The organism is Rhizobium sp. CAU 1783, from assembly GCF_054551725.1.
In genome coordinates this window covers 611,158-628,832 of the sequence record NZ_JBTOLM010000001.1, presented here as the reverse complement: position 1 = coordinate 628,832, position 17,675 = coordinate 611,158, and the positions used below count along the sequence as shown (strand labels likewise).

Genomic DNA, 17,675 nt, shown 5'->3' with positions numbered 1-17,675 from the left:
ATGCAGCACGGCTACTCCGGAACGCCCCTTGCCAGGAAGCTCGGTCTCAAGCCGGGCATGGCGGCATTGTTCCTCGACCTGCCGGAAAGCCAGCAGGACCTCGCCCGGACCGAGGGTCTGGAACGCGTCGCGACAAGCCTCGACGGCGTCGCAACACGGGAATTCGACCTGATCCATGTCTTCGAAACCGCCCGCGAACGCCTTGCCGATCGCCTGCCCGCCCTCCGCGCGGCGCTGAAGGCGGATGGCATGCTCTGGATCTCCTGGCCGAAGAAATCCTCCGGGGTGAAAACCTCGATCACCGAGGACGTGCTTCGCGAACTGGTCCTGCCGCTCGGGCTGGTCGACGTGAAGGTTTGCGCCGTCGACGAAATCTGGTCGGGACTGAAATTCATGTTCCGCAAGGAACTGCGCGCTATGCTCGCATGATGTCTGCCGGAAAAACACCATGAACATGTTTCTGAACCTCGCTCTCGGCACGGTGATGATCTCGCTCACCGTCGTCATCCACACCTTCGGATTGATGAGCGTCACCCGCGCGATGAGCTGGATCAGCGATCGCATCCGCCTGCACGGCCACCGCAGCCGCCTGATCGCGATGAACACGGTCGTGCTCGGCGTCTTTGCCGTTTTGACCGCGGAGGTCTGGCTCTGGGCCATATGCTACCGCCTGATCGGCTTCTTCGACAGCTTCGAGATCGCGCTCTACTTCTCGACCGTCACCTTCTCGACAATCGGCTACGGCGACGTCATCCCCCACCCCGAATGGCGCCTTCTCGCCGGCATGGAGGGCGTCGACGGCTTCCTGCTGATCGGCTGGTCGACCGCCTATCTCGTCGCCGCCGGCATTCGCGTCGGCCCCTTCCGTTCCGGCGAACATTTCTGACAAGGCTTGGCGAAATACTCCGGTTGGATGCGGGTTTGACAAACTACCTACTAGTTGGTAGACAAATTTCATGAGCAATCCCTCGAACACATCGGACCAGATTCTGCAGCATGCGCGCACATTGATCATCGCTGGCGGATATAATGGCTTCAGTTATGCCGACATCGCCAAAGTGGTCGGCATCCGCAACGCCAGCATCCACCATCATTTTCCCAGCAAGGCAGACCTGGTCCGCACGCTGGTTGCTCGCTATCGGCAGGAGGCGGAATCCGGATTGGCCGAACTTGAACGGCATATCGGGGATCCGCCGGGGCAATTGCGCGCCTATCTCGGCTATTGGGAAGCGTGCATCCTGGACAATACCGCTCCATTCTGTGTTTGCGCGCTGCTTGCCGGCGAAGCGCAGCTTTTGCCCGAGGAAGTCCACCTTGAGGTCAAGGCACACTTCCGAACTCTGTCGGCTTGGCTAACTCGCGTTATGGAGCGTGGCGCCGCACAAGACACGCTCTCTTTGAGCGCAACGCCGGAAGCGGAAGCGGAAGCATTCCTTGCAACGGTGCATGGCGCCATGCTGTCGGCCCGCGCCTATGGCAACCCCCGGATTTTCAGCATCGTGACCGGGACGCTTCTGCAACGGATCTTGCCCAAAGCCTGAATGAACCGACGAGACACATTTTTTCACCATCAAGCCTACCAATTAATAGGTAGACATTCTTAGCTCCGCAGCGTCGCTCCCCGGGGCAAATGAGCGGCACCTACAGAAAAGGACATCGACATGTTCGGAATCTCTCCCCTCGGATGGATACACACGCTCGGCAGCCTGCCGGCCATTCCCTTGGCCATCTATATGTTCGCGCGCTACGGACGGATCGCTCCGCGCACCACGGCGGGCGCGGTCTATTTTATCTCGATGCTGATCGGCGCCCTCACTGTGTTCTTTGTGGCCCACCAGGCAGCAGGCCCGGTCATCGGCGCGGTTACGCTTGTCCTGCTGCTGGCGGGCTATGGCGTCGGCCATGTCTCGGCATTGGGCAAGGCGGCGCGCTACCTGGAAACGATATTCCTCAGCCTGACGGCATTTCTGCTGATGGTACCGGCCGTCAGCGAAACACTTCGCCGCGTGCCCGACGGCCACCCCATCGTCACGGACCTGTCTTCGCCGATTCTCCTAGGCGCCCAGGCCGTCCTGGCCGCCATGCTGGTCGTGGGACTGACCACGCAGATGATCCTGTTGCGTCGCGAGGGTCGAAGCGTGAGCCGATAGGCGCAGCGGCACCCGCCACGCAAAGGCAACAGGGACAACAGGTAAAAAAACTTCACCTCCCACCTGTCGTCCCATTCACAAGCCTTCCGGGCTCGTGCTAGGTCTGCAGGACACACAGTTGCGGGACAGGTCCGATGGCAAATCCTCTCGAAATCTCCGATCTCAAGCGCATGGCGAAGCGCCGCGTGCCGAAACTGTTCTTCGATTATGCCGATAGCGGCTCCTATACCGAGAGCACCTACCGCGCCAACGAAAGCGATTATGCGCGCATCAAGCTGCGCCAGCGCGTTCTGGTCGACATGAGCGGCCGCTCGCTCGAAACGACGATGATCGGCGAGACGGTCAAGATGCCGGTGGCGCTCGCTCCGACAGGCCTCACCGGCATGCAGCATGCTGATGGCGAGATGCTGGCGGCAAAGGCCGCGGAAGAATTCGGCGTCCCCTTCACGCTCTCCACGATGAGCATATGCTCGATCGAGGATGTCGCCTCCGTCACCAGCAAGCCCTTCTGGTTCCAGCTCTATGTCATGCGCGACCGCGATTTCGTGCTGAACCTGATCGAGCGCGCCAAGGCGGCGAAATGCTCGGCCCTGGTGCTCACCGCCGACCTGCAGATCCTCGGCCAGCGCCACAAGGACCTGCGCAACGGCCTCTCCGCGCCGCCGAAGCTGACGCCCAAGCACCTCTACCAGATGGCGACCCGGCCGCGCTGGTGCTGGAACATGCTCCAGACCAACCGCCGTACCTTCCGCAACATCCACGGCCACGCAAAAAGCGTGACCGACCTCGCCTCGCTTAATGCCTGGACGGTCGAGCAGTTCGATCCGCAGCTGTCGTGGAAGGACGTCGAGTGGATCAAGGAGCGCTGGGGCGGCAAGCTGATCATCAAGGGCATTCTCGACACCGAGGACGCGAAGATGGCGGCGGCGACCGGTGCGGACGCGATCGTCGTTTCCAACCACGGCGGCCGCCAGCTCGACGGCGCCCATTCCTCGATCGCCATGCTGCCGAGGATCGTCGATGCCGTCGGCGACAAAATCGAAGTGCATCTCGACGGCGGCATCCGCTCCGGCCAGGACGTGCTGAAGGCCGTGGCGCTCGGCGCGAAGGGCACCTATATCGGCCGCCCTTTCCTCTATGGTCTCGGCGCCATGGGCAAGCCCGGCGTCACGAAAGCGCTGGAGATCATCGCCAAGGAAATGGACACCACCATGGCGCTCTGCGGCAAGCGCAAGATCACCGAGATCGACAGCGGCATCATCGCCGAGAACCCGTTCAAGGGGTGAAACCGAAGATCGGGGCGGTCGATCCGCCGCCCCGCGCTGCCGTTATCCGTTCTTGATCTCCATGAACCGGATGCGATTGTTGAACGGATCCGTAACCTCCACCTGAAGCCTTCCACCCTCGTCCTCGAGGCCAGGCTTCATGTAGCGGTAGTTCCGGGCGGAGAGTTCCCTGTGGAAGTCACGGATGCCCGTCATGTAGACGCACATGTTGCCGCCTGGCGTCGCGTCACCGGAATGCTCGGAGAGATGCAGTTTGAGCCCGGAGCGCGAGATCTGCATGTAGAGCGGGAAGTAATCGCCATAACGGTGCTCCCAGTCGACGGTGAATCCGAGAAAACCGATGTAGAATTCCTTGGCCTTTTCCACGTCGAAGATACGGACGATGGGAACCGCCGGTTCGAGCACGATATCCGAGGTCTCCCGGGCGGCGTTCTCCCGATCGATCTGGGCAGACAATATGTTCCAGTTTGCCAGCCCGAACTGGCTGGCGACGATCTCCAGCGCCTCGCTGTGGCTGATCGTCAGTTCGCGGGAGGCAAGGGCCTCCCGAAGGGCCTTGGCCATGGCCTTGGCATCGCGATGGTCGCGCATGTCCGTTTCCTTCGTCTCGGCAAAGACATCGTCGGCGTCCGCATTTCCAACGCCTTCGCCTGACGGTTGAAACGTTGAGCAAGAAGAAGTGGAGGTATTCGCCAGACCCTTTCGGGCGCGGACTGCGGGCCACCTCCGGCCAAGGCTCATGCTGGAGACAACCCGCAGCCTTTGCAAGCAATAAGAACGTTCATCGGAAGACGGTCCCGGCCTCAGGCTATCCAGCCCGTCGAAAGCGCGCTCACCCAGTCGGCCATGCCGTGCCGGCGGGCGAGTTCGGCCATGGCGAGATTGTCGTAGCGGACCTGACGGAAGGTCGGCTGCCAGCCGAGCGCCGTCTTTTCCAGGAGCGCATAGGCCGCAAACGGTGTGCCGGCCTGGGCCTTGTGGTAGAAGGGCACGTCGTAGTCGAAGCCGGGGCAGCCGACGCTGCCCGGATTGACGATCAGCCTTCCGTCGGAAAGCTGCACCGAGCGGGCGATGTGGCTGTGGCCGCACAGGATCAGTGGCTGCTCGATGCCGTGGGCCAGCGCCTCGATCGCCTCGAGTGGCTTCAGATGGAAGATGCCCTGTTCGTTGAGCGTCTCCATCCAGTAGGTGTTGTCGTCCTGAGGCGTCGCGTGGCAGAGATAGACCTCGCCACGATGGACAACGCTGAACGGCAGGCCGCGGATCCAGTCGAGCTGGTCGGCGGTAAGCTGCGCATAGGAGGGCCGCTCCCAGTCCCCCATCTCCTCCGGCGGGCGATCGATTAGCGCCCGATCGTGATTGCCCCTCACCGTCACCGCGTCGAGCGGGATCAGCAGGTCGGCCGTCCTGCCCGCATCGAGCGGTCCGGAGAAGCTGTCGCCCAGATTGACGATGTCCGAAATGCCCTGCGCCCGGATGTCGGCAAGGACCGCCTCCAGTGCAAGATAGTTCCCGTGCACATCGGCAATGGCGGCAAATACCTCTGCCATCAGCTGCCCCGATAGGTCGAGTAGCCGTAGGGCGAGAGCAGCAGCGGAACGTGGTAATGGGCGTCCGTGTCGGCGATGCCGAAGCGGATCGGGATCACGTCGAGGAACGGCGGCTCGGTCAGCGGCGCGCCCTTCTCCTTCAGATAGTCGCCGGCATGGAACAGAAGCTCATACTGGCCGATCTGGAAATCCGCATCCTTGAGGATCGGCCCGCCGTCGACCCGCCCGTCCGCATTGGTAAACACCGTGACGATCAGTTCCGCCTCTTCCCCGCTCATCCGCATCAGCTGGATCTTCATGCCTTCGGCGGGCTTGCCGAGCGCGGTGTCGAGGACATGGGTGGTGAGGCCGGTCATAGATGGGGCTCCAGGATTCGGTAGGGGCTTACGAAGAAATGTTCTTCGAGATTGTTGCCCGGCCCGTCTCGATCGACAACCAGAAAATCCGACACTTCACCGATTGCCATCAACGGATGATGCCAGACATTGCGCCGATAGTTCACGCCCTGGTCCGGTCGGGCGAGAAAGACCTGCGGACGGGCGGGCCTGCCGCCCTCGTCCTCCGACACCGCGACGAGAAAGGGACGCCCCGAGAGCGGCGAAAAACTCTGGCTGCCGAGCGGGTGACGCTCCATCATGCCGATCTCATAAGGGAAGGCGCGCGGCTGTCCACGGAAGATGTTGACGATCACCCGCGCCCCCTCGCCCACGACGTCGGGAGAAAAGAGCGCGTGAAATCGCTCGGTCGTACCGCCATTGATCAGACGCATGGTGGAAGGGTCGGCCTCGATCACCTCGCCGAAGGGCGCGAAGGCTAAGGCCGTAAGGGGCTTAACGGTAAGCAGGTCGGACAAGCGGGGTCACTCTCCTTGGATATGCGGGTGGCGCAGTTGATCGATCTGGGCGACGAGGGTTGGCAGATCACGGTGGACGGTGTCCCAGACGAGGCGCCAGTCGAGCGTCTCGTACTCGTGGACGACCACATCGTGCAAGCCTCTGATCTTCGACCAGGCGATCTCCGGATGCTCGGATACAACGTTCGGAAACTGCTCGAATATCCTCGACGCGGCAGCGGCAATCAACACAAAGCTCATGGCGACCGCGCGCTGTGTCAGGATGTCCCGCTCGAGCGTCTCCAGAGTCCGGCCCGCGACGAAGCCGATCGCCTCGGATGCCGCCTCCTGCATGTCGAGAAGATCGCCGAGGAACCGCTCCTCCCGGGTCATATGGCCACTGCCTCGGCCAGGATCCTGTCTCGAAGCCGGGACTTGAGGCCGCTCGAGGTTACGACGTCCACCTCACAGGCCAGCAATTGCTCCATTTCGGATTGCAGCCCGCCGAGATCGAAGAGGGTCATGCCCGGCAGCGCGTCAATGAGAATGTCGAGATCGCTGTCCGGTCCGTCTGCGCCCCGTGCAACTGAACCGAATACACGCGGGTTGGCCGCCTTGCGGCGGGCTGTCGCCTCGCGAATGGCCATTCTGTTGCGTTCCAGAACTTCTGACGGTCGCATGGCCCTGTCTCCTTCATCGCGATCATAGGCCAAAGCCGCCAATCGCGGAAGTCGCCGACGCGTTCCCCAGCCCAAACGAAAACGACGCCGGCTTTCACCGGCGTCGTCTTCAGACCTTGGGAGATCGTGGCAATCAGGCGGCGCTCTTGGCGTAATCGGCCGTCGGCACTTCCGAGATCGTCTTCAGAACCTGCGAAGCGATCGCATAGGGGTCACCCTGGGAGTTCGGACGACGGTCTTCGAGGTAACCGCGGTAGCCGTTGTTGACGAAGGAATGCGGAACGCGGATCGAGGCGCCACGGTCGGCAACGCCGTAGGAGAACTTGTTCCACGGAGCCGTCTCGTGCTTGCCGGTCAGGCGCAGGTGGTTGTCCGGACCGTAAACGTCGATGTGCTCTTTCCAGTTCTTCGCGAAGGCGGCCATGAGGGCTTCGAAATATTCCTTGCCACCGGTTTCGCGCATGAACTTGGTCGAGAAGTTGCAATGCATGCCCGAGCCGTTCCAGTCGGTGTCGCCGAGCGGCTTGCAATGGAATTCAACGTCGATGCCGTAAGTTTCGCAGAGGCGAAGCAGCAGGTAGCGTGCCACCCAGATCTGGTCGGCGGCCTTCTTGGAGCCCTTGCCGAATACCTGGAATTCCCACTGACCCTTGGCCACTTCGGCGTTGATGCCTTCGTGGTTGATGCCAGCCTCGAGGCAGAGATCGAGATGTTCTTCGACAATCTCGCGGGCGACAGCGCCGACATTCTTGTAGCCGACGCCGGTGTAGTACGGACCCTGCGGAGCCGGGAAGCCCTGTTCCGGGAAGCCGAGCGGACGACCGTTTTCATAGAAGAAGTATTCCTGCTCGAAGCCGAACCAGGCGTCCTCGTCGTCGAGGATCGTGGCGCGGGTGTTCGATGCATGCGGCGTGACGCCGTCCGGCATCATGACTTCGCACATGACGAGCGCGCCATTGGTGCGGGCCGGGTCCGGGTAGACAGCGACCGGCTTCAGCACGCAATCAGACGAGTGGCCTTCGGCCTGCATCGTCGACGAACCGTCGAAGCCCCAGAGCGGGAGCTGTTCGAGGGTCGGGAAGCTGTCGAATTCCTTGATCTGCGTCTTGCCACGCAGGTTCGCTACCGGCTTGTAGCCATCGAGCCAGATATACTCGAGCTTGTACTTGGTCATATTTGTCTCTCTTCAGTCCAGCGCCACAACCTGGGCGCAACAGAGGGGTGAATCTCCGGGTCGCCGGCGAGTCCCCGTTAAAGAAGCATGAAGCGTGCCAACTTCGCGATCGGCTGCCGGAAGCGAGACATTTTGGCGCAGCCGGAGCGTGCGCGCGCCGGTAAGGACGGGAATTTATTTAACAGATTTCGCTAACAATGGCGGAACATGACGCCCCTATGCCGTGTTTTCGGGCGGAGCACCCTGCTTGTGCAAATGATGAAATCACACGCAGACAAAAAACTGCAATATTAGTGCTCATATTTTAGGCATTTTGCACTTTTCATGTGCAAATCACTTTAACTTCTGGTACGAAAGGTAAATCGCGCCTTTGGCACGATGAACAAAGAGAGGCAGTAGCATGACGACGAACATGGTTCGGGAATCGGCGAAGATCTTAGAGTTCCCGGTTCGCAACATTCAGAAGCTGAGAGAAATGCGCGAGCGCGATGCCCGCCTGCACCCCGTGATCATCGAAAGCGGCTGCGGCAGCTGGTATCACGAGGAGGCCATTCGCGAGGCTGAAGAAGCGCGCAAGCAATAAGGCTGCGCGCCTCTCGTTCTTTGCCCTCAGGCCTTGCGGCCATAGAGGCGAAGACGCATGACGCCGCCATCCGGATGCATGGCGAGCCTGACATGGGTGACCGGGCCGATATCGGCGATCTTGTCGCCTTCATAGAGATGTTCCGCGTCCATCTGCATCTTCTGGCGCGAAAGGATTGGCTTCCACCCCTCCGAAGCCGCGATCTCCGCCTCGCTGAAGACGTCACCTGCACCCGGCAGATAGGCGCCGAGGATCTCGCAGGTATCCGGGAAATTCCCCTTGAAGAAATGCGTGTCGATCAGGATTCGGTCGACCCGGCCCGCATGGCCGAGCCGGATGATCGCCCAGTCGTGGCCAGGTCCGCGCCGGCGCTTGGTTTCCCAGCCGTCACCCATGTTGAGGCCGCGTCCCGGCGACAGGATCTTGTCGGGGTGACCGTAATGGGCATCCGACCAGGCAAGTGCCTTCGCACCGTGGAAGACATAGGCAAGGTCGATCTCCTCGTCGGCACCGATCTTCGACCAGTCGAAATGGGCGGCGCCATAAACCCTCAGGCGGGCAATGCCGCCGTCCGGATAGATGTGCAGGCGCAGATGCGTCCAGACCTTCGAACGGTCGGCATTGGCGAAGAAATGCTGGGCGCTCGGACCGAGCGGCGCCTTGGCGACGAGTTCGGTCCAGACGGTCGCCTCCGTCGGATCGCCGTCGTCGACGGCGGCAGCCTCGATCGAGCAGTGCGGCGGATAGTTGCCGGTGAAGAAGCGGGTATCGACGTCGAAGCCGAAGATGCGGCCCGGCATGGCAAGGCGGATCACCGACCAGTCATGGCCGGGCACGCGCTTGCGGCGGCTTTCCCAGCCGTCCATGTACTTGCCGTTGTCGTCGTAGAGGTCCGGATCGAATTCGGCAGGCGCATCGTTGAGCATCCGCTCCAGCGGCGCAAAGAATTCGTCCGTCGAGAAAAGGCCCTTCGCGCCCAGCCGGGCGGAAGCGAGGTTGACGGCGCCGGCGGCGAAATCCGGCAGGGTCACGGTGGAAATTTCGGGCATCTCAGTTCGTCTCCGGTAGCAGGCTTTCGAGGCGAAGCCGGGCGATCTTCTCGACCTGGGCGCAGGCGGTGTCGAATTCCTGCTCGCGGCCATTGCCGATGCGCGTCTCGAAAGCGGATAGAATGTCGTTCTTCGTCAGCCCCTTCACCGCGATGATGAAGGGAAAGCCGAATTTGTCGGTATAGGCGGAATTGAGCGTGGTGAAGCGTTGATGCTCGTCGGGCGAAAGCCGGTCGAGACCGGCACCCGCCTGTTCCTTGCGGCTGTCCTCGGTCAGCTCCCCAGCAATCGCCAGCTTGCCGGCGAGATCGGGATGCGCCCTCAGAACGCCGAGCCGCTCCCCGGACGAAGCCGCCCGGAATTTTTCCGTGAGCGCCGCATGCACGCCGGAGGCCGTCAACGGCTCCGCCACCAGGCCGGCGTCGAAGGCGCGCTCGGCGATGAAGGGCGAGTGTTCGAAGACGCCGCCGAAACGCGAGATGAAATCACTGCGATCCAGCATCAGATCGCCTCCGGCTTGTGATGCCTGTGCCAGTGTTCGGCGATCTCGATGCGTTTCGGTATCCACACCTTCTCGTGGCTGGTCACGTAGTCGATGAAGCGCGCGAGTGCCGCAGCCCGGCCCGGACGACCGACGAGGCGGCAATGCAGGCCGACTGACATCATCTTCGGGCTGCCGGCCTTGCCTTCGGCATAGAGCACGTCGAAGGCGTCCTTCAGATAGGTGAAGAACTGGTCGCCTGAATTGAACCCCTGCGGCGTGGCAAAGCGCATGTCGTTGGTTTCGAGCGTGTAGGGAATGATGAGGAACGGCTTGCCGTCGATACCCTTTACCCAATAGGGCAGATCATCCGCATAGGAGTCTGACGAGTAAAGGAAACCACCCTCCTCCATCACCAGCCGCAGCGTGTTGTCGGAGGGCTTGCCCTGATACATGCCGAGCGGATGGGAGCCGGTCAGCTCCTTGTGCAGCCGGACTGCCTCGAGGATATGCTTTCGCTCCTCTTCTTCCGGGAAGTCCTTGTATTCCAGCCAGCGATAGCCGTGGCTGGCGATCTCCCAGTCCGCTTCCTTCATCGCCGCGACGGCTTCCGGATTGCGCGCCATGGCGAGCGTCACGCCGTAGACGGTGACCGGTACCTTGCGCTCAGTGAACATCCGCCACAGCCGCCAGAAGCCGGCACGCGAGCCGTATTCGTAAATTGATTCCATGTTGAGATTGCGCTGCCCCGGCCAGGGTTGCGCCCCGACGATCTCGGACAGCAGGCATTCGGAGGCCTTGTCACCGTCGAGAATGCAACTCTCGCCGCCCTCCTCGTAGTTGACGACGAACTGCACGGCGACATGCGCGTCGCCGGGCCATTTCGGGTCGGGGGTGGTGCGGCCATAGCCGACGAGATCGCGCGGATAGGAAGTCTGCGGCATCAAATCACCTTGAAATCGGACGCCCGACGGTAAGCAGGCCGGCGTCCGATGTCGAGATGGAAAACCCGGATGCGGGCTGGGCCTCTCCGTCCGCCCGGGCCTCAGGCGATCTTGCGGGCGGCGACGCGTCCCATCGGATGCAGCGAATGGACCTGGAACGGAGCCCCGGGTTCGCGCTCGACGAACAGCGCCAGGTTGGCGACTTCGACAGGCTCTTCGAGCAGCGGCGCGAAATGGGCGCCGAGCGCGGCCTCGACACGACCGAAATCGCGGGCAAGCAGAGGCCCGGTCAGCGTCATGTGAAAGCGGAACTCGTCCATCACATAAGGATGGCCCCAACGGTGCAGGTTGGCGAATTGCGGCGCCGACAGCCCATCGGGATTGCGGCGCTCGATCTCCGCCTCCGTCAGTGGCGCACGGTAGCCGTCGAACTCCTGCACCACGGCCGCGGCGAGATAGTCGAGCGCCGGGCAACTCGCTGCCGGCATCAGTCCATAGAAATCGCCGAGGCGCCCGACTTCCAGGCGCGGGATCTCGAACGGTTCGAGCGTGCCGGCAAAGCGCATCAGCTCGCGCAGCAACGCCGCCTCGCTGCAATCATGATTGAGATGAAACGGCGCCTTGAGCGTCGCATGAAAACCGTAGCGGCGCGGCAGCGCGGTATGGAAGGCGATCTCGTGAATTCCGAGACCCCTGACAGCCGGATGCTCCACCGGCTCGCCGGAATAGACGCTGCGGCCGAGCCAGCTCGCCGCGGCCAGCGTCAGCGCGTCCCCGGACGGGGGCGTGAAATAGATGGCATAACGCATTCCGCACCTCGCTTTCTGGGGCAAGGCAATTTTAGCAATTGCCGTTATGCGAAGCAGTTAGGTGATTTGCGTGACAATATGACGAAGGGAGAAGAGGAAAGACCTCACGCGCTGCGTGCAGCAACCGCAATATGGTTGTCGAGGTGGAAGCCGGCAGGCAATGCCATGGCACGGCCTGCAACCACGCCCAGGGCCTCCGCGGCGAGGCGATGGGCGATCCCGAAGCTGACCTTGAAGCCGCCGGTGAGCGCGATGACGCGAGGATTGTCGGGATGAGGACCGACCATCGGATCGCGGTCGATCGCCTTGGGCCTGAGCCCTGCCCAACGCTCTACAACTTCGGCTGAACGCAGCGCCGGGGCGAGATCCATTGCCCGTCTGATCAGGTCTTCCAGCTGTCCGTCGGTGTCAAACGGCGCGTCGAAACGGTCCTCGCTGGTGCTGCCGATCGCAGCATAGCCGCCCTCATGCGGCACGACGTAAAGACCGTCGAGATAGAGAAGCGGCAGGTCCGGATCGATATCGCCCTTGAGCAGAGCCGCCTGCCCCTTGACCGGCTGGCCGAGCGGCTGCGCAAGCGGCACGCCGAGCGACTGCAGCAGCGGGAAGGCCGCGTGACCGGCGGCGAGGATGCAATGGCCGAAGGAGATGGTCTCGCCGTCGGCAAGCCGGGCCGTCGTTCCGGAAAGCGAGGTGAGCCCCTTGCCCTCCACAATCCGCACATGCCGCGCCGTGCGCAGTCGGCTCACGATCATGCCCGTCAGGCCACGCGGCGAAACACGGGCGGCAAACGTGTCGTGGACGAGACCGGAACCGCAAACCCCGGAGACCGGCCAGCCCGCGCCCGCCGGCGAGACGTCGAGCAACTGCCAGGCGAAACGGCGCTCCCCGACCCGCCAGTTAACCTCGGCTTCCAGCTCGTGGCGCGCGGCAATCTTGCGAAGATGCGGCTTCGGCAGCGGGATGATCCGGCCGGAACGGCGGTAGCCGGCCGATAGGCCGGTCTCGGCCTCGAGAGCACGGACCTCGTCTTCCAGCGAAAGAAGCGCGTCAAACTGCAGCTGCTTCTTGTCGTTCCATTTGTCCGGCATGTGCGGCATCAGCGCCCCGAGCAACCCGCCGCTCGCACCCCGGGCAAGCGCGCCCTCGTCGATCAGCAGCGTCTCTATGCCGAGGCGCTCCGCCGTCAGCGCCGCCCACAGCCCCATCACGCCACCGCCGACGACCAGAAGCTCGACGCGTGATTGACCGGCAAGCCGGCTGGCAGTATCCGCTTTCGTCATGGCACATTCCAATTCGACATTACCGGCCAATTCGACATCACCGGCCGATTCGACATCGTCTGCCGGCCCGGACAACCGGGAACTCACTTGGCGCGACGGCGATATGCCCTATTCGACCGCCTTTGACGACCACTTTTATTGCCAGACCGACGGGCGGCTGGAATGCGGCCACGTCTTCCTTTCCGGCAACGGGCTGCCGGAGCGCTGGCAGAGAGCCGGAACATTTCGGATCGGCGAACTCGGCTTCGGCACCGGGCTCAATGCCTGCGAGACGTGGCGGCAATGGAAGGAAACCCGGACGCCGGGCTCCCTGCTGCATTTCGTCTCCTTCGAACTCTACCCGATGAAGAAGGAAGAACTGTCGCGGGCGCTTTCCCGCTGGAGCGAGATCGATGCGGAACGGGAAGTGCTGACCGACCGGTGGCCGGAGGCGCCTTCCGGTATCGTCGACATCGAGCTCGATAATCAGACCCGCCTTACCGTCTGCTGCGGCGATGCGCTCGAAAGCCTCGGCCGTTCGGCCCTGGAATTCGACGCCTGGTATCTGGATGGTTTCGCCCCGGCCCGCAATGCGGCCATGTGGTCGCCGGAGCTGATGCAGCAGGTGCATGATCACACGGTGCCGGGCGGGAGCTTCGCCACCTACGCCGCTGCCGGCTTTGTCCGTCGCAACCTGATCGCCACCGGATTTGCGGTGGAGCGCCGCAAGGGCTTTGCCGGCAAGCGGGAAATGCTGTGTGGGTTGCGCCCCTCAGGCCCCGGTGCCGCCGAAGGCTGATCCGTCCCGAACCGGACGGCCCAGCCAGCGGGCGATCTTCTCCTCGAGCTGTTCCGGGCTGATCGGCTTCGACAGGTAGTCGTCCATGCCGGCGGCCAGGCAGAGCTCGCGATCGAGATCGAGTGCATGGGCGGTCACGCCGATGATCGGCACGTGCCAGCCCTCGCCTTCCGACCGTTCCGCCTCTCGGATCGTGCGCGCCGCCTGATGGCCGTTCAGCACCGGCATCGAGACATCCATCAGGATCACCCGCGGATTGAGCGACCGCCAGGCGTCGACGGCCTCCCGGCCGTTGGCGACGATGCGATAGGTCAGGTCGCTCGACTGCAGGATCTGCCGGAAGACGATCTGGTTGACCTCGTTGTCCTCGGCCACCAGCACGTCGCAGCTTCCCACCCCCTCAGACGGGCGTCGGATCACGGGGCTCCGGCCGGAGGGCTTCGGCTCGGCAGGAGCCGCGGCCGGGCGCAGCGGCTCCGCGGCAAGCGAAGGCTGGCTCGCCGTCACTGCGGAAACGCCGAGGCGCGCCGCCCGCACCACCTCGACGACCGCGCTGCGCAACAGATTGGCGCGCGCCGGCTTCATCAGATGGGCCTGGACGTTCAGTTGCTGGAAGATGCGCTCGTCGCCGACCATGTCCATCGATGTCAGGAACACCATGGCGATCTTCTCGAAACGACGGTCGGCGCGGATCGTGCGGGCGACATCGATGCCATTCATCTCCGGCATCTGGTAGTCGATGATCAGCGCGTCGACGGACAGTCCCACGCGATCGGCCTCTTCGAGGATCGCCATGGCCGCATGGCCGCTCTCGACGGCAAGACCGTCGAAGCCCCAGAGCGCAAGCTGCTCGGTCAGGATCCGCCGATTGATGTCGTTGTCGTCGATGACGAGGATCCGGGCACCCTTGACGTTGATCGGCAGCGGCTGGAGCTTGTTGCGCTCGTTGACGACCGCGAACGGCAGGCGAACGGTGAAGACCGAACCCTGGCCGAGGGTGCTCTCGACCTCGATATAGCCACCGAACAGGTCGACGAGGCCGGCGGTGATTGCAAGACCCAGCCCGGTTCCCTCGTGGCGCCGGGTCGAGGACGTGTCGACCTGCGAGAACTTGTCGAAGATCGAGGCCCGCTTTTCTTCCGGAATGCCGATTCCGGTATCCTCGATCCTCATGGTCAGCATGACTTCCGAGCTGTCCGACGGCGTGCTGGAAAGATCGATCAGCACATGGCCCTTTTCGGTGAACTTGATCGCATTGCCGACAAGATTGGTGACGATCTGCCGGAAACGGCCCGGGTCGCCGGACACCATGTGGCGGACCGTTGCATCGCCACGGACGATGAGCTCGATGTCCTTTTCTGCCGCCGAGGCCGAGAGCAACGTCGCGACGTCCTCGATCGCCTCGACCGGATCGAAGGCGGCCTTACGCAACCTGAGCTGTCCGGCATCGATCTTCGAGAAGTCGAGGATGTCGTTGATGATGGTCAGCAGCGCGTTGCCCGACTTGACGATGATGTCGACGAAGGTCTTCTGGCGGGTATCGAGCGGAGACTTGGCAAGCAGTTCGGCCATGCCGAGCACGCCGTTCATCGGCGTGCGGATCTCGTGGCTCATGTTGGCGAGGAATTCCGACTTCGCCTTGTCCGCCGCCTCGCTGCGGGCCAGCAGCACCTTCAGCTCTTCCTCGCGGCTCTTGATGTCGGTGATGTCGGTGCAGACCACCATCCAGTGGCCCCGGCCGCTCGCCGTCGCCTCCATCTGGATCCAGGTCTTGCCGTCGCTGAGGAAGGTGGAGGAAAAGCCCTTGCCCGAGCGGACCTTCTCCTGCCAGTCCCGCAGCACGGCCATCGGCTCGTCGCCGAAATCGCCCCGCTTGGCGCAATAGGCGAAGGAGGCATGCCAGCTTTGGCCGGTGGCCAGCATCGGCTGCGGCACGCCGAGCATGCGGGCGAAGGAATCGTTGCACTGGATGATGACGCCGTCCTCGATGACAACGAGGCCCTGTGACATGACCCGCGTGGCGTCCTGCATGAACTGGCCGAGCCGCTCCAGCTGCGCGCGCGCCTCGTTGATCTCACGCTCGCGCTGGTGGATCTCGGTCAGGTCGGAATAGGTGAGCAGGATCTTGTCGTCATGCAGCCGGGTGATGGTGGACAGCACATGCTTGCCGTCCTCATAGGCAAGCTCGCGGGCACTCGTGCCCTTCAGCGAGCGGAACTCGGCGACGCGTTTCTGATAGCCCGCCTCGAACTCCATACCCTGCCAGGCCCAGCCGCGCCGGTCGTTGACCTTGGCGTAGTCGTAGAAGCTCAGGCCTTCCATCTTCTCGTCGTCGGGCCAGCACCAGATTTCGCGGCATTTCTGGTTGGCAAACTCGACATGGAGGTCGCTGGTCAGGATCACCACGCCGACCGGCATGATACGCAACATGTTTTCGAGATCGCCGTAGAGCTCTTCGGCGTGCGCCTGCGCGGCCATCAACTCGCGCTCCCGCGCCTTCAGCAGCGACACGTCGGTGATCGAACCGACGAGATAGCGGTGACTGTCCGGCGTGACGATGCGATTGAGGCGGGTGATCACCGAACGGGTCACATCCTCCGCCATCAGCAGATCTTGAGCCCGCTCGATCGGTTGGCCGTCCTCCAGGAGCCGTAGATTGTCCTCGCGCAGCTGCGGACCGGAGCGCGGGAACATCTCCTCCTCGCGCATGCCGTAGAACTTGGTGCGATCCTCGCCCTGCAGCGCCTCGTAGGCCGCATTGGCGAAGATCAGCCGGCGATCGCTGTCGCGGATGAAGACCGGCACCGGCAAGTGCTCGATTGCCGCGCGATAGAGCACGCTTTCCTGCTCGCGCTGGTGCAGGTCGGTAATGTCGGAATAGGTGATCAGGATCTTGCCGGTGGCGAGGCGCTTGCCGCGAATGGCGAGCACCTTGCCGCAGCGGGTCTCGGCCCGCGTCGTGGTGATGTTGTCGCTGTCCTTGAGCGACCCGAAACGGCGCTCGAAGAGCATGTCCACATCCCGCTCGACATTGTCCGAGCCGCCGCGGGAAACAATGAAGGCCAGGAAGTCGCGATAGTGCCAGCCGGTCATGTCGATCGGCTCGTCCGCTTCCAGCATGGCGTAGAAGGCTTCGTTGGCATCCTCGATTACGAGGTTTTCGTCCAGGATGAGAACGCCGACCGGAAGCGAGCGGAGCAGGCTCTCGACATGCGCATGCAGTTGCTCCGCCTCGGCCTGGGCCGCGATGAGCTGCGCCTCGCGCGCCTTCAAGGTCGAGATATCCGTAACGGAACCGACGAGAAAGGGTTCGCCGCTCGGCGTGGCGATCCGGCTGGCGCGGGTGATGACCGGGATGCTGCTACCGTCCTCGCGGCGAAACAGGTCCTCCGTTTCGACGGTGCGACCGCTTTCGAAGATCCCGCGGTTCTCCGCATGATACTGCTCGCCCCGTTCCGGGAAGGCCTCGCGCTCGTCCTTGCCGATCAGCCGCTCGCGCGAAAGGCCGACGAGCTGCGAATAGGCGCTGTTGGCGAACACCATCCTGTGCGAGGCGTCGCGGACATAGGTGGCGACGGGCAGGTCCTCGAGCGTCGCCCGGAAGAGTTCGTTGGTGCCCTCGTCACCGGCGTCTAGGTCCGTCGCCTCGACCGATGCCTCGACCGATGCTTGGGCCGCACGGCCAGGATCGCGCGGCCGATCATCCGACGCGCGGCGCGGCACCTCCTCGAACATGCCGAACAGATAGATGGAATCGTCGTCGCCGAAGAAACGCTCGATGCGCAGCGGATAGCGGTCCGTGCCAAAGGGATCGAAGACAAGGGTGGTCTGTTCGTCACCGAAAACGACGACCTGGCGCTCGCGATCGTCGCGCATGTCACTGTCGAACCTGCCGGAAAGCTCGCGGTCAGTCTTGCCGGCAAACGCCTGCCGCTCCTGCCGGAAGAAGCGCGCATAGGCGTCGTTGACGGCGACGTACCGCAGCTCGCTGTCCTTGATGAAGGCGGGCACCTCCAGATCAGCGATCTTCTCGCAGGCTAAGTTGAGCAAATCGCCACCCGTATCCAATAGAATAT

20 protein-coding genes are annotated in these 17,675 nt (G+C 63.0%); 7 read left to right on the top strand and 13 right to left on the bottom strand.

All coding sequences use genetic code 11. The features are described 5' to 3' along the window. The 5 genes from ACX93L_RS02830 to ACX93L_RS02810 all read left to right on the top strand — a co-directional run bounded on the left by ACX93L_RS02830 (position 1) and on the right by ACX93L_RS02810 (position 3,436). Complete coding sequence (locus ACX93L_RS02830; protein ID WP_459403428.1) at positions 1 to 429, top strand: hypothetical protein; 429 nt, start codon at positions 1 to 3, stop codon at positions 427 to 429. Positions 430 to 448: 19 nt separating this feature from the next. Beyond that, positions 449 to 886: a potassium channel family protein gene (locus ACX93L_RS02825; protein ID WP_459403427.1), complete on the top strand. Its 438-nt coding sequence runs from the start codon at positions 449 to 451 to the stop codon at positions 884 to 886. 70 nt (positions 887 to 956) lie between these two features. Further along, positions 957 to 1,541 carry a TetR/AcrR family transcriptional regulator gene (locus tag ACX93L_RS02820; RefSeq protein WP_459403426.1) on the top strand — a complete coding sequence of 195 codons (585 nt, stop codon included), beginning with the start codon at positions 957 to 959 and terminating at the stop codon, positions 1,539 to 1,541. Between the two features lie 120 nt (positions 1,542 to 1,661). Next, positions 1,662 to 2,150 carry a hypothetical protein gene (locus ACX93L_RS02815; RefSeq protein WP_459403425.1) on the top strand — a complete coding sequence of 163 codons (489 nt, stop codon included), beginning with the start codon at positions 1,662 to 1,664 and terminating at the stop codon, positions 2,148 to 2,150. Between the two features lie 134 nt (positions 2,151 to 2,284). Then, entirely contained in the window at positions 2,285 to 3,436 is a 1,152-nt protein-coding gene (locus tag ACX93L_RS02810; protein ID WP_459403424.1) for an alpha-hydroxy acid oxidase, read from the top strand. Between the two features lie 42 nt (positions 3,437 to 3,478). On the opposite strand, the gene ACX93L_RS02805 is transcribed toward ACX93L_RS02810, so the two are convergent. The 7 genes from ACX93L_RS02805 to ACX93L_RS02775 form a co-directional block, all read right to left on the bottom strand. After that, entirely contained in the window at positions 3,479 to 4,027 is a 549-nt protein-coding gene (locus tag ACX93L_RS02805) for a glyoxalase superfamily protein (RefSeq protein ID WP_459403423.1), read from the bottom strand. Between the two features lie 212 nt (positions 4,028 to 4,239). Continuing rightward, a complete protein-coding gene (locus ACX93L_RS02800) occupies positions 4,240 to 4,986 on the bottom strand; it encodes a metallophosphoesterase family protein (RefSeq protein WP_459403422.1) in 747 nt (248 codons plus the stop codon). Beyond that, complete coding sequence (gene uraH / locus ACX93L_RS02795; RefSeq protein WP_169586708.1) at positions 4,986 to 5,342, bottom strand: hydroxyisourate hydrolase; 357 nt, start codon at positions 5,340 to 5,342, stop codon at positions 4,986 to 4,988. Before uraH ends, ACX93L_RS02800 begins: the two co-directional genes overlap by 1 nt. Beyond that, positions 5,339 to 5,839, bottom strand: coding sequence for an ureidoglycolate lyase (locus tag ACX93L_RS02790; RefSeq protein ID WP_459403421.1), 501 nt, complete (start codon positions 5,837 to 5,839; stop codon positions 5,339 to 5,341). The genes uraH and ACX93L_RS02790 overlap by 4 nt, the downstream gene beginning before the upstream one ends. 6 nt (positions 5,840 to 5,845) lie before the next feature. Then, complete coding sequence (locus ACX93L_RS02785) at positions 5,846 to 6,211, bottom strand: HepT-like ribonuclease domain-containing protein (RefSeq protein ID WP_459403420.1); 366 nt, start codon at positions 6,209 to 6,211, stop codon at positions 5,846 to 5,848. Beyond that, the gene (locus tag ACX93L_RS02780) at positions 6,208 to 6,498 is read right to left on the bottom strand and encodes a nucleotidyltransferase family protein (RefSeq protein ID WP_459403419.1); all 291 of its coding nucleotides are present in this window, start codon (positions 6,496 to 6,498) and stop codon (positions 6,208 to 6,210) included. The genes ACX93L_RS02785 and ACX93L_RS02780 overlap by 4 nt, the downstream gene beginning before the upstream one ends. Before the next feature lie 133 nt (positions 6,499 to 6,631). Continuing rightward, positions 6,632 to 7,672: a glutamine synthetase beta-grasp domain-containing protein gene (locus ACX93L_RS02775; protein WP_459403418.1), complete on the bottom strand. Its 1,041-nt coding sequence runs from the start codon at positions 7,670 to 7,672 to the stop codon at positions 6,632 to 6,634. Between the two features lie 400 nt (positions 7,673 to 8,072). Here ACX93L_RS02775 and ACX93L_RS02770 point away from each other — a divergent pair, with 400 nt between their 5' ends. Then, positions 8,073 to 8,255, top strand: a complete 183-nt coding sequence (locus tag ACX93L_RS02770) for a DUF2735 domain-containing protein (protein ID WP_459403417.1) — start codon at positions 8,073 to 8,075, stop codon at positions 8,253 to 8,255. 26 nt (positions 8,256 to 8,281) lie between these two features. Here the strand turns inward: ACX93L_RS02770 and alc are convergent, their stop codons facing one another. The 5 genes from alc to ACX93L_RS02745 form a co-directional block, all read right to left on the bottom strand. Beyond that, positions 8,282 to 9,304, bottom strand: a complete 1,023-nt coding sequence (gene alc / locus ACX93L_RS02765) for an allantoicase (RefSeq protein ID WP_459403416.1) — start codon at positions 9,302 to 9,304, stop codon at positions 8,282 to 8,284. A 1-nt stretch (position 9,305) separates the two neighbouring features. Further along, positions 9,306 to 9,806 (bottom strand): 2-oxo-4-hydroxy-4-carboxy-5-ureidoimidazoline decarboxylase, encoded by a 501-nt coding sequence (gene uraD, locus ACX93L_RS02760; RefSeq protein WP_459403415.1) that lies wholly within the window; start codon positions 9,804 to 9,806, stop codon positions 9,306 to 9,308. Continuing rightward, positions 9,806 to 10,729 carry an allantoinase PuuE gene (gene puuE / locus ACX93L_RS02755; RefSeq protein WP_459403414.1) on the bottom strand — a complete coding sequence of 308 codons (924 nt, stop codon included), beginning with the start codon at positions 10,727 to 10,729 and terminating at the stop codon, positions 9,806 to 9,808. The genes uraD and puuE overlap by 1 nt, the downstream gene beginning before the upstream one ends. A 101-nt stretch (positions 10,730 to 10,830) precedes the next feature. Continuing rightward, entirely contained in the window at positions 10,831 to 11,538 is a 708-nt protein-coding gene (locus ACX93L_RS02750) for a DUF1045 domain-containing protein (protein WP_459403413.1), read from the bottom strand. 104 nt (positions 11,539 to 11,642) lie between these two features. Continuing rightward, positions 11,643 to 12,821: an NAD(P)/FAD-dependent oxidoreductase gene (locus tag ACX93L_RS02745; protein WP_459403412.1), complete on the bottom strand. Its 1,179-nt coding sequence runs from the start codon at positions 12,819 to 12,821 to the stop codon at positions 11,643 to 11,645. On the opposite strand from ACX93L_RS02745, the gene mnmD reads away from it, so the two are divergent. Continuing rightward, positions 12,820 to 13,599, top strand: coding sequence for a tRNA (5-methylaminomethyl-2-thiouridine)(34)-methyltransferase MnmD (gene mnmD, locus ACX93L_RS02740; RefSeq protein ID WP_459403411.1), 780 nt, complete (start codon positions 12,820 to 12,822; stop codon positions 13,597 to 13,599). The two genes, ACX93L_RS02745 and mnmD, sit on opposite strands and share 2 nt — an antisense overlap. On the opposite strand, the gene ACX93L_RS02735 is transcribed toward mnmD, so the two are convergent. Next, positions 13,573 to 17,649 (bottom strand): PAS domain-containing protein, encoded by a 4,077-nt coding sequence (locus tag ACX93L_RS02735; protein WP_459403410.1) that lies wholly within the window; start codon positions 17,647 to 17,649, stop codon positions 13,573 to 13,575. The genes mnmD and ACX93L_RS02735 overlap by 27 nt on opposite strands. Positions 17,650 to 17,675 lie beyond the last annotated feature (26 nt).